The organism is Streptomyces sp. NPDC005195, assembly GCF_040608315.1.
Lineage (GTDB): Bacteria > Actinomycetota > Actinomycetes > Streptomycetales > Streptomycetaceae > Streptomyces > Streptomyces kaempferi.
Window position 1 is genome coordinate 22,704 of sequence record NZ_JBEXHZ010000053.1, and the last position, 12,831, is coordinate 35,534.

Sequence of the window (12,831 nt, forward strand, 5' to 3'; positions counted from 1 at the left end):
GAGGTGACAGAGGACCTGTCAGCAGTGGCGAACTTCCTGTACGAGGCGGGGACGCTCAAGCACACCGCTCGCACCGGGTGGTGGATGGCGGGTGTACGCCAGCCCGAGACAGTGGCAGAGCACTCCTGGCGCACTGCGCTGATCGCGACGATCATTGCCAAGCTCGAAGGCGCGGACCCGGCGCGGGCGGCGTTCCTCGCCGTGTGGCACGACACCGGAGAGACGCGCACCGGTGACGTGAACCACCTCGGCAAGAAGTACACGGCCGGGGAGGCCGACCCTCGCGACATCACCGCGGACCAGGTCGCCGGCATGCCGGGCATCCTGGCCGACGCCCTCACCGAGCTGGTCGCCGAGTACGAAGCCAAGGACTCCCCGGAGGCGATCTGCGCCCGCGACGCAGACAAATTGGAGTGCATGATCCAGGGCATCGAGTACAAGGCCCAGGGCTACGCGAACGCACAGCGCTGGATCGACAACAGCCGCGGCCGCATCGTCACCAAGGCGGGGAACGCCCTGGCGGACGCGGTCCTGGAAACCGGCTCGCTCGACTGGCTGCGCTCGGCGCTCGGCGAGAAGCAGGGCTGACGCGCGGTCCGGCCTTGCCCACCTCGGGCAAGGCCGGACTACCCGCGCGGGTGCTGGTGAACCGCACCCCGCTGCCCCACTTCTCCCGCTGCGCGGCAAAACACCAGGTGCACAGCGAGAGCCCGCCCGGGCCGTAACCCTGGCATCAAGGCCTCCTCAAATCCCAGTACAGCTCAGACTTCCCCGGCCTGGAACTGGTGGAGGTCGGCGGCCGATTGGTTGGTGGTGCAGTTCGCTTACGGCTTCGCCGGCGCCGCCGCCTTCCCGGCCTTCGACGCAAAGGCCCCGGATGAACACGACCGGCGCCGCAGCTGGAAATAACCGGTGGGGCAAGCCCCTCACCGTTGGTTAGTCTCGCGCCGATGGAGATTCGAACGTTTGAGGAGTCTGATTGGCCGCAGATCTGGCCGATCATCGAGCAGATCATCCGCAAAGGGGACACCTTCTGCTACGACCCGCTACAAACTGAGGTGCAGGCGCGCGACGGGTGGGTGGTACCGCCGCCAGGGCACGTCGTAGTGGCCGTCGAGGGGCACCGCATAATCGGCACCTCCAACATGTACCCCAACCGGCCAGGCCCGGGTTCGCACATCGCCAGCGGAAACTTCATGGTCGCGCCAGAAGCACGCGGTCGAGGTGTTGGCCAAGCGTTGGGCGAGTATCTGCTGGACTGGGCACGGAGTCGCGGGTTCGCTGGCGTGCAGTTCAACGCTGTCGCGGCCTCTAACGCACCGGCAGTCAGGCTGTATGAGCGTCTCGGGTTCGCCATGATCGGCACCGTTCCCGGCGCGTTCTGGCATCCAGCGCTGGGTCCGGTCGGCCTGCATGTCATGTACCACAATTTGGACTCGTGACTGCCCAACGTGCCTCTATTGGAGCTGACTGTTCACGTTGTCCTCGAACAGTTCTCGGGCACGGCGCAACAGCGCTTCCCGCACATCGTCCGGCGACAGGACCCGCAGCGGTGTACCCAGGGTGAGGAGGTACTTGGCGAGCCCGTCCGCGTCGGGGCCGCCGATGTCGACAATCGTGGCGTCGGGGCCTTCCGAGTGGTGGGTGCCGACCGTCGGCGGGATCAGCCTCAGGGCCTGGTTCATAGGCAGCGGGAGGCGGATCGTCACGTAGAGCGGGTAGGCGCCGCTCGCGATGGAGCGGGAGACCAGCAGCGCTGGGTCGGGCGAGTCGACGAGTTCCACTGCATGCCCGGTCGGCCGTATCTGCCCGACCCTGTCGGCCCGGAATGTCCGCCACTCGCCCCGCGTCACGTCCCGGGCGACGAAGTACCAGCGGCGTCCCGTGTGCACGAGGCGGTACGGATCGACGTCCCGGACCGTGGCCTTGCCCTCACGGTCGCGGTATGACAGGCGGGTGCGCTCGCCCCTGCGGCACGCGGTGGCCAGTTCCAGCAGCATGCCGGGCGCGATCTGCGGCTCGTCGGGCCGGGGTGTGTGCACGAATGCCTCATCCATCTCGCCCAGCCGGCCCGCGATCCGCGGCGGCAGGACCTGCCGCAGTTTCAGCAGCGCCGACAGCGCGGCCTGGTCGCTGCCGAGAACGCCGCTGAGCGCGGCCTCCCGCAGCCCGACAGCCACGGCGAGTGCCTCTTCGTCGTCGAGGACGAGTGGCGGAATTCGGGTGCCGCCGCCGAGGCGGTAGCCGCCCCACGGCCCTGGGTCGGAATCGATTCCGTAGCCGAGTTCCCGGAGCCTGGCGACGTCCCGCCGCACCGTGCGCTCGGTGACCGCCATCCGCTCGGCGAGTTCACCGCAGGTCCACAGCGGGCGTGCGGACAGCAGTGAGACCAGTCGCAGCAGGCGGGCGGATGTGCTGATCACATCGTGAAGTGTCCCGCATGACCAGGACCGAATCTGTCCTGGTCCCGTCATAGCGTCTCTCCCATGAGTACTGGAAACACATCCGCTCCCGCGATCCGCTACGCGGCCGTCACGTTCGACTGCCCGGACCCCGCCGCACTGGCCCGCTTCTATGGCGACGCCCTCGGCCTGCCCGTCGTCTACTCCACTGACGACTTCGTCCTGCTCGGCCAAGAGGGCTCGGCCGGACTGGGGTTCAACCGGCTGGCCGACTACCGACGTCCCACCTGGCCCGACCCCTCTCAGGAGAAGCAGGCTCACATCGATCTGGGCGTCGACGACCTGGACTCCGCGCAGGCTCACCTGCTGGCCCTGGGTGCTGTCGAGCCCCCGACCCAGCCCCAGCCCGATCGGTGGAGGGTCCTGCTGGACCCCGTCGGCCACCCGTTCTGCATCTCCACTCTGGTCTGAACATGATCGGCCGATTGATGACCATGACCGCGCACCCCGGTAGGGGTGGCGAACTCGCGACCGTCCTGCTGAGGGTGGCGGAGAGGCTTCGCGGCTTCCCGGGCTGCGAGATCTACCTGATCAGCCAGGACGGAGCAGACCCGGACATGGTGCACGTCACCGAGGTCTGGCAGGACGACGCCAGCGCGCAGGCCGCCCTCGCTGCTCCGCCGCCCGCTGACGGTCCGGCCCCCGCCGACGTCCTCGCCCTGCTGTCGGCCCCACCGCACCGCACGGACCTCACCGTTCTGGGCGGGGTCGGCCTCCCTGCCGACGGCCAACTCTGACGAACGGGGCCTGCGCTGGAATCCCGACCGGAGGCCCTCGCCGCCCGGCATCGCGCTGTCACTCGCCGGGGCGGTTGTGGTCACGCATCATGTTCCGCAGGGCCTGCCGGGCGGAGATCAGGTCGTCCTGGCTCTCGGTGAGCGCGGACCGCAGGCCGTCCCGGTCGGCTTCGGCGCGGGCCAGCTTGTCGGCAAGTGCCTGGTTGGCCGAGGTGAGTTCGTTGATGCGGGAGACGAGTTCAGCGTGTCCTGCCTGTCCGACCTGCTGTCCGAGGCCGCGCTGGACTGCGGCTTTGAGCTGGTCCCTCTCCTCCCGCAGGGCCCGGAGGTCGGCGCGAGCGAGTTCCAGGTCGGTCGCCATGCTCGCCGGGCTGGCGGCGGCACCGGTCTTGCGCTCCCGAACCTTGTCTCCGGTTTGGGCCTTGCGCGCGGCCTCGATGTGCTCGCGCACGCCCTCGGCGTAGACGAACGCTGAGGGAGGGATGCGCGCATCACGAGGCGTCCCAGTTGGCGGGGAGGGTGGCCGTCAAGGGCGTAGACCTCCTGGTCGAGGCCGGTCAGACAGCGGGAGCGCAGGACCCGGCCGTCCAGCATGGTCGCCTTGATCGAAAAATATGTTGTCTCCGACTGCCAGCGTTCATGGTAAAGATCCACAAGTCTGCGGGCCGGGTGGAAGGAGCGCGGACACCAACACTCACGCGTATTTTGCGCCCCGAGGTGAAGCATCCCGTCCCCACAGACGTACTCGCCAGCCTCCAGCGGAACTTGTACGCCTTGATCGCCCGATACGACCCGACCGCCCACAAGCTGCTGGAGTGCCGTGGGCAGGGTTATTCTCCGTACTCCCTCAGCAGCTTGTTCAGATGCCGGATCTTGTCGACGTCCGTCTTCGGCAGGGGATCACTGCTGTTGAAGTGCATGACGTTGTTGCGGATCCGGCGAATCTCCTCCAGCCGGGCAATGAAGACCTTGCGGTCGAGCGGCCATCCGAGCTGTTCCCACAGTCCCGGGTTCTCCAGCACCCGCTGGTAGTCGCCGACGGTCATGTCCCCGAAAGAGGTGATGCGTTCACCCGCCGGGTCGCACAGGCCGGTGACCTCGGACAGGGTGAATGCCCCCGCGATGACCTGTCGCAGCCGACGGTCCATTTCGCCGATCAGGAGGAAGTGCCCGGCCAGTTCGCCGTAGGCCTGGGCGACGTCGGCGGCGGTGACGATCCCGGCGATCGCGTTGTGCTGGTCCCTGACGAGTACGAAGTCGTGCTCGACCAGCGAGGGCAGGACGTCGATCAGGTCGTGGTCGTAGCGGACGTCGCGTGCGTCCACGATCGCCTGGGAGAGGTGGGCGCTTGGGTCGGCATGGCGGGCGCGCGCTATGGACTTCCACGAGACGTATCCCCGCAGGTTGTGTGGACCGGCGAGGACGGGCAACTGGGAGAAGTCGTGGAGGACCATCAGCGTGATGACCTCCTCGAACGTGGCCGTCGGCTTGACACTGACGATGCCGGCGAGGGCGGACGGCAGGGTGCCGACGGTCAATCCCGTCTCGCGTGAATCCAGCTCTTCGGACACTCCGGCTGGCGCCGCGGTCGTCACTGGCGATCCGGCGAGGGGAATGCCTTCGGTCTGCTCTTCCGCAGCCTTGACCAGTCGGACTATCGCGGTCAGGGATACCTTGTCGAATTCGGGTGAGGTGATCAGGCTGTGGTTGGCAAGTTCAGCCTGGATCTGGTCGTTGACGGCGCCTCGGCCCGTCGCGCCCCACCAGGCCAGCAGCTCCGGCACCGACAGGGACAACGGACGCCCTGACTCTGCCGATTCACGTGCTTCCTTCAGCCGTGCGTGCCGCTCCCTGGGCGACACGGATGTCTGCTGGTGCTCCTTCTCTGGTGCCGTGGGGTCGGCCTCCTCGGCCGCCTGGTCGAGCAGTTCCTGACGCAACTGTGTGAGGTATCTGCCGTCGTCGACCTGCCACGCCTCCCAGCCGTCGAACGTTCCGTTCCCGACGGCGACCATGGCGGCCTTGGAAGGCGAACGGAACTCCTCCCCGTCCGAGAGCCGAATCCATCCCCGGGGTGTGACCACGGCCTCGTGCGACTCGCCGACGCGGGGTCGGACGAACCGCAGCCTCGCCCCTTCCTTGAGTAGTCCGCTGCCGAGCAGGTCGGCGATGGTCACCCGCCGACCGTCGAGCAGGTAGCGGGCGCGGGACTGTGTCTCTGCGGGACCGGTGGTGGAATCAGACATGTCACCTATGCCTTGCTGCTGTAAGGGGAAAGGGGGAGCTGCAGCTGCTGCCCCCAGATATGCCAGCAGATGTGGGCGATACGCATGGCTTTTTGCGACCAGCCCGTTGGTTCTGTGTCTCCGCGGATAAGGCGTCTTGTACGGGCGTCAGGCGGCACGCGGCGCGAATCGGTTTCCAGCCCGCGCCGTCCACGATGCTGGATCCCTTCATGGCCATTCCCATCCAAGTGCCGTGGAGTCCTGGCAGGCTCATGGCGGTCAAGTCTCCGGTGCTTCCCGATGGGTATCGTCCAGGGTGATGCGGACTCGCGCCAGGGAGGCGGCGATTTCCGTCGTGTCCTCGTCGTCGGGGCCGTAGACCACGCACATGTCGTCGTGCGGCGGTTCGAGCATCCGCCGGGCCTTGACGAGTCGTCCCTCGGACCGCTCCAGGAACCCGATGGTGCACGGCAGTTCGGTCGCCTTGTCGCAAGCGTCGCTGCTCACGGCGCGCACCTGACGCGGGACGGCCTCGACCTTTGCAGGGCGACGGCCGTGCTGGCCGAGCGGCGCGGTTCAGCACCGGCGACCGTGACCGCCCTGTCCAAGACCGAGCAGGGAAACATGGGGATGCCGACGACGAGCCGCGGCTGCCACGCGCTCACCCGCACGCTTCCTGTCGCTGTGGTCGGCGCCGCACACGGCTCGGCGCAGTCGGTCCAGTTGGCCCGGGAGATCGCCGCCCTCACCCACGGCGACCCAGCCGCGCAGTCCGCGGCAGCCCATGCGGCCGTGCTGGTCAACCACTGTCTGACCAGCACCCCGGAGATGCAGCGTTCTCTGGCCGGCGAGCGGTCGCAGGTGCGGCAAGCCTTGACGGACGGCATACATGCCCTTCCCGAGGCCGACCCCGGCCTGACAAACGCCGAGAAAAAGCGGCTCATCACGGCACTGCGGCAGGCCGAGGATCAGCCCGCGGACGCGGGACGGCTCGCGAAGCTCGCGCCGGACGCCACCGCGCCATCAGCACTGCTCGGCGGCCTGTATGTCGCCGCGTCCTTCCCCGAGCCCGCTCAGGTGAACGCCGCACTGCGCTTCGCCGCCGGGGCGCCGGACGGCGACTCAGTCGCCTGCGTGGTCGGCGCACTGCTCGGAGCGACACACGGCGTCGAGGCACTGCCCACCGGTCTGATTAGCCGCCACGAACTGGCCTGGGTCCTCGACACCCTGGCCCGCGACCTCATCGCCCAGCTCACTGACTCCCCCAGCGGCAGCGAGTACACCACGGGCTGGGACCCGCACTGGTGGGACCGCTACCCCGGCGGGTGACCCACCGACTCCTGCCTCGACGACGCCGCGGATACGCTGCCGTCATGATTCGTGCAGTGGTGTTCGATGTCGGTGAGTGTTTGGTGGACGAGACCCGCGAGTATGGCACCTGGGCCGACTGGCTCGGCGTTCCCCGGCATACCTTTCATGCCATGTTCGGCGCGGTCATCGCGCAAGGCCGCGACTACCGAGAGGTGTTCCAGGAGTTCCGACCCGGTTTCGACTTGTCTGAGGAGCGCGAGCTTCGGGTGGCCGCCGGTCAGCCGGAGGTGTTCGATGAGCGGGATTTGTACGAGGACGTCCGGCCAACGTTCCGGCGTCTACGGGCGGACGGCCTTTGGCTGGGCATTGCCGGCAATCAGACAATCCGTGCCGGAAAGCTCCTACGCGAGCTGTTCACCGAGGACGTCGACCTGATCGGCACCTCGGACGACTGGGGCGCCAGCAAGCCGGCCCCCGAATTCTTCCAGCGCGTTGCCGCGGTTGTCCCCTTCCGTAATGACGAGATCCTTTACGTCGGCGACCGCGTGGACAACGACCTGCGGCCAGCGGTCGCGGCAGGCATGCACACCGCGCTGGTGCATCGCGGCCCATGGGCAACCATTCAGTGGCGAACCACAGAAGCCGAAAAACTCCCGGCTTTCAGGATCGAGAGTCTCCTTGAGCTGCCCGGACTGATCCTCAACTTCAACGAGTCAGCGCACTGACGGTCGTCGACCAGCCGTACAGCCGGTCGTCCAGCTCTCGCACGCACCGCTCGTTCTGGTGCGGCGCCAGCACGCGCCGCACCTCCCGCACCCGGTCCATTCCCATCGCATACCAGGTACGTTCCAGCTGATCGAGTGCTCGTAGCGCGTACCTGCAGGCCTCCTCAGGCTGTCCGGCAGAGGCCTCTACGGCGGCCAAGTCGCCGAGTACAACGGTGGTCTGCTTCTCCTCGCTCGGACCCAGTGCGCCGAGTACGGCGAGTAGGGTCTCGCGTGCTTGCGGCAGATGTCCGGCCCTCAGCTGCGTATTGCCCTTAAACGCAGCTAGCCGTACAGGATTGAACCAGTCCAGCCATGGGGGATTAGCGTGCTCGGAGCCCGCGGCTAATACATCCTCAGCGTGGCCGATCAAATGCAGCGCAGGGCGCGTGTTGCCGCACCGGGTCTCGCACTCCGCCTCGACCGCGTCCAGCCAGGCAAGGAACTCTGCTGACGCAGGCCCGCGGCGCGCGTACGTACGCGAAGCCACCATGCGCTCAACAGCCTCATCGCGGCGTCCGCCCCACGCCGGAATGAAGGCTGTGTGGGCGAGCGCTGCGGCACCGAGGAGCGGGTCATCCGCCTCGCCCGCGGCTTGGAGGGCACGTAGCAGCGTCTGCGTTGCCTGCTCCGGCTCGCGAAGGTCGAAAAACTCAATCCTGCCGGCGAGAAGGTACGTCTCGGCGAGTGCTGCGGCGACTCCCCGTCGAGTCTGCCCTGCGGTCTCGGAGAGCAGAACAAGGCCCAGAGCGGCGTGTGCCATAGCCGAGGGATGCAGTGCTGCGGGAGCAACTGACCAGTACAGACGCCGATGCGAGCGCGTGACCGCCTCAAAATCGATCATCACGCTCGCCGGTTGGAGCAGGGCGGCGGCCTGTGTTGGAACCATGGCCAAGCCAACCGCGGCTGCTGCCGTGGACAGTGCAGAGCGGCGTCCTCTTTGAGGTGCCGCACGAGTTGGTGCGATGAATCCAAGCACCTCAAGGTCCTGGCCGAGCAAGCGCGAAAGCGACTGCCCCACCTCTGGCTGGGGCCACGGCGGTGCCTCGGACTCCCAACGCCGCACCTGGCGCACTCCCACTCCGAGCGCGTCTGCAAGCGACTGCTGAGATGGGTAACCTGCCGCCATTCGGGCGGACTTGAGCTGAATATTACCTGCAGGCCGTACCACTGCGCACCTCCGTCTTGCCTCATTCGACAGTGTTACAGCGGGCCCTGTTTCTCGCTAGACATCATTGAAGAGTCCCGTTAAAAGTCCCATTCTTGCGCAGTAAAAGACCTCTGAAAGTCCTCGGCATAGGACACCAGCAGGGCCACTCTTGACTCACCGTGATCCCCAGCTACGGCACGTATCGAGGTGTGCCCACGCCCTCTCACCCTGTTGTCTGTCAGGAGGCGATCGTGCTAGCCCGGTGCTCGACCAATGGCCCAACTTTGACGGCGATGCACGGTCTACGTTGTGATCGCCGCGATGTCGTGGCCGTTTTGTTCGAGCGACAGCTATGCATCCCCTGCCAGCCGATGTCGCCCCCAGATGCCCTTCGCCTTCGCCAGATGCGCCGGCCCATCGCCGTCAGGCTCCGTCTCTGCGAAATACCTGAACTCATCGAGCCCATGGGACTGCTGACGAGCGAGCTGATCACCAACGCGCTGGAGAACGGAGGCGGCCCCGCAGTCCTCCCGGTTCTCGTCTGTTCCAACGACATCGCCTGGCTGACATCGACGACGGCTCACTCGGAAGCTCCCAGATGCGGACGCCGTCGATGGAGGCTGAGAGCGGGCGGGGAGTGGCGATGGCGCGCTGGCCTCTGAGAGACGTCTCCGACCAATTCAGGCATGGCCTCGATCCTGCACGAAGGCCTCGGACATTTCATGAACATCACCCTGATATCCGTGTGCAGCAGCTGGTCCAAGCTGCACTACACGGTCCGCCCTGCTGCCAGGACCTCAGACCTGACACCCCGGCTGCAGGGCCCTCTACCGCGAGGAACGCGACGTGAGCACAAGCAACGGATCGCCTGGCCTCTCCCCGGCTCTCGCTGACGAGCGGCTGGAGAACCTGCGCAGCGCGTACGAGCAGAAAGTCATCGAGAGGGCACGGCGTACGGTGCGCGTCACGACGTACGTGCTTGCTTCGTCTGTCGCCGAGCGCCGGGCGGACCAAGAACTCATTGAGGCCCATGTGCGCGGAGAGGGCTGGAAGCTCGCGTTGAGCTCGTTCTGGGATTTCGGTCAGGCCCCTCCGGTCACGGACCGGACCAGCTTCGGTGAGGCTTCGCGGTATGCGGCGCAGGGCTTCGCGCACGGCATCGTCGCGATCGGCCGGCCGGCCATCACGACGGACGACGCAGCGTACGAGGAACTGCTCGACTTCCTCGGCAGCCGCGGCGTGTTCCTGGCCTACCTGTCCGGCCCGACACGGTGAGGCCGGGTCCATACTCCCGTCTCTTTTCGGGGCGGGTGCTCCCGGCACTGGACCATTCCGTGTTCCCCCACGGCTCAGGGACGCAGTGCCGGGCTCATTCCCGGTGCCAGGTCACAACCCCCGTGTGGCCTGGCACCGGATCCTCTCCTCCTGGAAGGGAATCAACGTGCACGAACTGGTAGCAGCACCGGCGGGCGAGCGGCGCCTCGTCCTGCGGCAGGGCAGCCGAAAGGCCCTGGTCCTCCCGGCGGCCCGATTCGAGGAGCTGCGCAGGACGGTGGCCGGCACGGTGCCGAGGTGGCTTGTCGATGCGGTCCGAGCGCAGTGGAGTCTGGACCTGGCCGGACGGAGCATGGAGGACGTCCTCCTGATGCGAGAGGCAGGCCCCTGCGAGTTCAGCCGCGCTACGTGGGAGCTCAACCTGGGCTTGCGACTACGACTGCGTGATGTGCTATCTGGGGGAGAAACGCTTCGAGGGACTGGATCTGGACGGCAAGCACAATCTGCTGGCTGTCATGCGCGATGCGGGCGTGATCTGGCTGCAGATGACCGGCGGGGAACCCCTCATCGACCCCGACTTTCCGGAGGCGTACCGGCTCGCCTACGAGCTGGGGATGCAGATCGAAATCCTGTCCAACGGGTCCCGCCTGCACAAGGACCACATCCTGAACCTGCTGCGCACCTACCCGCCGACGAAACTGACGGTGAGCATGTACGGGGCGACAGCCGACACATACGACTCGGTGACCCGCAACCGAGGCGCATTCGGCAGGTTCTCCCGCGGCCTGCGCATGGCGATCGACGCCGGACTGAACGTCGATCTGTCCCTGATCGTCGTCCAGGCCAACGTGCATGAGATCGACGACATGCGGGCCTGGGCGCGCAGCCTCGACCTGCCATTCCGCGAGTACGCGAACATCTCGCCCACCATCCATGGGGCGCGGAGCCGCTGCCCTCGCAGTCTCCGCAGTACCTCAGCCACCGGGAGCCGTTCACCGGCTGCCCGGCCGGACAGACGTTCTTCCACGCCGATCCGTTCGGACGGGCCTCGATCTGCAAGGTCGGCCGCGAGCCGAACATCAACTTGATCACCGAGGGTGTGGAAGGCCTGGCCCGGCTCGGCGACATCGCCGAGTCCCTCATGCTTCGCACCGGAGGATGCAGCGGCTGCACAGTGTCCGGCACCTGCCGTGTCTGCAGACCGATGGCCAAGGTCTTCCAGGAGGCGAAGGCACCACTCCAGAACTACTGCCAGCACGGAGAGAGGTAGCTACATGACCGCTGTCATGGTCGAACTGACCCGCAAGCCGCAGACCCCCGCCGGCCACAACCCCGACGCCGTCGTCCTGATCGACGACGTGGAGGCACTGCTCACCGACACGTTGCCGGGCTGCAGCGACGACAACCCGTACAACTAGGACGCCAGCCGGGGCCGCAATAGGACCGCGGCCCCGGCACCACTCCTCTGGAGGTCCCTCTCAATGCCCACGCAGCGGCTCACCGACCTGCCCGACACTGTGCGGCGGCTGATCGAACAGGCCACCGGCGCCCCGGTTGTCGACGTCGGCACCATCAGCGCAGGCCTGAACAGCAGCATCGCCGCCCGCGTGCACACGCCTGACCGGACCCTGTTCGTGAAGGGCCTGCCCGCAGACCACCCGCGTGTGTGGACACAGAAACGCGAGGCGTTGATCAGCCCTCACGTCCAAGACATCGCTCCTCACCTGCTGTGGCACGTCGAAGAAAGCGGCTGGAGCGTCCTTGGCTTCGAGTACATCGAGGGCCGCCACGCCGACTACACGCCCGCGTCGCACGACCTGCCCGCAGTCATGGCCAGCATGATCCGACTCTCTAAGATCCCCGCGCCGGCCCTTGAACTGAAATCGATGACCCATCGGTACCGCACGTACGTGAAGGAGCCTGCAGACCTGTCCTGGTTCGCGGGCGACAGCCTCCTCCACACAGAATGGAACCCCCACAACGTCCTCATCACCGCAGACCAGGCACTGATCGTCGACTGGGGATGGTCCTCCACCGGTGCCGCATGGATCGACCCGGCGCTATGGCTGCTGTGGCTGATCGCGCACGACCACACCTGCCACCAGGCAGAACAGGCCGCAGCCGCCCACCCGGCATGGCGCCACGCGCCCGCCGAAGGCCTCCGCGTCCTCGCCCACGTCCAACGTCTCCTGTGGGACTCCATCGCCGACGAAAGCAAGGACGACTGGGCGACGCCGATGCAGAAAGCGGCCCACGCCTGGGAGAAACACCGCAGGTAGCGAATCCGTCCCTCACACCGTTCAGTGGCTCCCGCCCACAACATGCGGCAACACAAGCCTGTGCGCTCGCTCCTCCCGTTCGGACACCCTCAGATGGGGTGGATTCCGGCGAGCCAGCTCTTTCGTGAGCTCCGGGACTACGAGGTCGTCGCTCTGGACGACCTTGCGTCCGTCACCTAGACGGCCGCTCGGCGGCCCTGATCACTGATCGGACCGTCGAGCGGCGCTCTACCAGCGCGCGAACCCTGGCACGTGTCCACGGCAGCGTCGCCCTGCGCGAGCAGACCAGAACGGAGAACGTCCACCAACAACTCCCCGGCCCCGCCGGCGCGCTCGTGCCAGCCTCCCTCGAACACGTACGACCGAAGGAAGTTCATGACCAACCTGACCGTCGAACCCGCCGAGGCAACCCGCCTGCGGAACAAGGTGGTGGACAAGCTGTGCGCGGACGGCACCATCTCGTCGCCAGAGATCGAAGCGGCGATGCGCACGGTGCCCCGCCACGCGTTCACCCCCGACACATCCCTCGAAAAGGCGTACGACACGTACGCCGCCGTGATCACCAAGACCGACGAGCACGGCGTGCAGCTCAGCTCGGTCTCCGCCCCGCAGATCCAGGCGATGATGC

Annotated in this window: 16 protein-coding genes and 1 pseudogene; 12 read left to right on the forward strand and 5 right to left on the reverse strand. The window is 67.0% G+C overall.

The annotated features are described in order from the left end of the window. Positions 1-3: 3 nt before the first annotated feature. Positions 4-588, forward strand: coding sequence for an HD domain-containing protein (locus tag ABZV34_RS31390; protein ID WP_356284078.1), 585 nt, complete (start codon positions 4-6; stop codon positions 586-588). Positions 589-950: 362 nt separating this feature from the next. Further along, positions 951-1,442, forward strand: coding sequence for a GNAT family N-acetyltransferase (locus ABZV34_RS31395; RefSeq protein ID WP_356284081.1), 492 nt, complete (start codon positions 951-953; stop codon positions 1,440-1,442). Positions 1,443-1,457: 15 nt separating this feature from the next. On the opposite strand, the gene ABZV34_RS31400 is transcribed toward ABZV34_RS31395, so the two are convergent. After that, positions 1,458-2,423: a YafY family protein gene (locus ABZV34_RS31400; protein WP_356284084.1), complete on the reverse strand. Its 966-nt coding sequence runs from the start codon at positions 2,421-2,423 to the stop codon at positions 1,458-1,460. Positions 2,424-2,486: 63 nt separating this feature from the next. Here ABZV34_RS31400 and ABZV34_RS31405 point away from each other — a divergent pair, with 63 nt between their 5' ends. Then, a complete protein-coding gene (locus ABZV34_RS31405; RefSeq protein ID WP_356284087.1) occupies positions 2,487-2,873 on the forward strand; it encodes a VOC family protein in 387 nt (128 codons plus the stop codon). Positions 2,874-2,875: 2 nt separating this feature from the next. Further along, the gene (locus ABZV34_RS31410; RefSeq protein WP_356284090.1) at positions 2,876-3,199 is read left to right on the forward strand and encodes an antibiotic biosynthesis monooxygenase; all 324 of its coding nucleotides are present in this window, start codon (positions 2,876-2,878) and stop codon (positions 3,197-3,199) included. A gap of 58 nt (positions 3,200-3,257) precedes the next feature. Here the strand turns inward: ABZV34_RS31410 and ABZV34_RS31415 are convergent, their stop codons facing one another. From ABZV34_RS31415 to ABZV34_RS31425, 3 genes are all read right to left on the reverse strand, one after another. Further along, entirely contained in the window at positions 3,258-3,650 is a 393-nt protein-coding gene (locus ABZV34_RS31415; RefSeq protein ID WP_356284093.1) for a hypothetical protein, read from the reverse strand. Between the two features lie 379 nt (positions 3,651-4,029). After that, a complete protein-coding gene (locus tag ABZV34_RS31420) occupies positions 4,030-5,445 on the reverse strand; it encodes a CBS domain-containing protein (RefSeq protein WP_356284096.1) in 1,416 nt (471 codons plus the stop codon). 258 nt (positions 5,446-5,703) lie between these two features. After that, entirely contained in the window at positions 5,704-5,931 is a 228-nt protein-coding gene (locus ABZV34_RS31425) for a hypothetical protein (protein ID WP_356284099.1), read from the reverse strand. Positions 5,932-5,979: 48 nt separating this feature from the next. On the opposite strand from ABZV34_RS31425, the gene ABZV34_RS31430 reads away from it, so the two are divergent. Both ABZV34_RS31430 and ABZV34_RS31435 read left to right on the forward strand, forming a co-directional pair. Then, a complete protein-coding gene (locus ABZV34_RS31430) occupies positions 5,980-6,753 on the forward strand; it encodes an ADP-ribosylglycohydrolase family protein (RefSeq protein WP_356284101.1) in 774 nt (257 codons plus the stop codon). 44 nt (positions 6,754-6,797) lie between these two features. Further along, positions 6,798-7,460 carry an HAD family hydrolase gene (locus tag ABZV34_RS31435; protein WP_356284104.1) on the forward strand — a complete coding sequence of 221 codons (663 nt, stop codon included), beginning with the start codon at positions 6,798-6,800 and terminating at the stop codon, positions 7,458-7,460. Here the strand turns inward: ABZV34_RS31435 and ABZV34_RS31440 are convergent. Then, entirely contained in the window at positions 7,441-8,670 is a 1,230-nt protein-coding gene (locus ABZV34_RS31440; protein ID WP_356284107.1) for a helix-turn-helix transcriptional regulator, read from the reverse strand. The two genes, ABZV34_RS31435 and ABZV34_RS31440, sit on opposite strands and share 20 nt — an antisense overlap. Positions 8,671-9,495: 825 nt before the next feature. On the opposite strand from ABZV34_RS31440, the gene ABZV34_RS31445 reads away from it, so the two are divergent. From ABZV34_RS31445 to ABZV34_RS31470, 6 genes and pseudogenes are all read left to right on the forward strand, one after another. Beyond that, the gene (locus tag ABZV34_RS31445) at positions 9,496-9,924 is read left to right on the forward strand and encodes a hypothetical protein (protein WP_356284109.1); all 429 of its coding nucleotides are present in this window, start codon (positions 9,496-9,498) and stop codon (positions 9,922-9,924) included. A gap of 446 nt (positions 9,925-10,370) precedes the next feature. Next, positions 10,371-11,012 carry a radical SAM protein gene (locus ABZV34_RS31450; RefSeq protein ID WP_356284112.1) on the forward strand — a complete coding sequence of 214 codons (642 nt, stop codon included), beginning with the start codon at positions 10,371-10,373 and terminating at the stop codon, positions 11,010-11,012. Next, positions 11,009-11,194 (forward strand): hypothetical protein, encoded by a 186-nt coding sequence (locus ABZV34_RS31455; RefSeq protein WP_356284115.1) that lies wholly within the window; start codon positions 11,009-11,011, stop codon positions 11,192-11,194. The genes ABZV34_RS31450 and ABZV34_RS31455 overlap by 4 nt, the downstream gene beginning before the upstream one ends. A gap of 4 nt (positions 11,195-11,198) precedes the next feature. Then, positions 11,199-11,342, forward strand: a complete 144-nt coding sequence (locus ABZV34_RS31460; protein ID WP_356284118.1) for a hypothetical protein — start codon at positions 11,199-11,201, stop codon at positions 11,340-11,342. Between the two features lie 63 nt (positions 11,343-11,405). Next, the gene (locus ABZV34_RS31465) at positions 11,406-12,203 is read left to right on the forward strand and encodes an aminoglycoside phosphotransferase (protein ID WP_356284121.1); all 798 of its coding nucleotides are present in this window, start codon (positions 11,406-11,408) and stop codon (positions 12,201-12,203) included. Positions 12,204-12,578: 375 nt separating this feature from the next. After that, a pseudogene (locus tag ABZV34_RS31470) lies at positions 12,579-12,831 on the forward strand (methyltransferase, FxLD system); the annotation flags it as partial.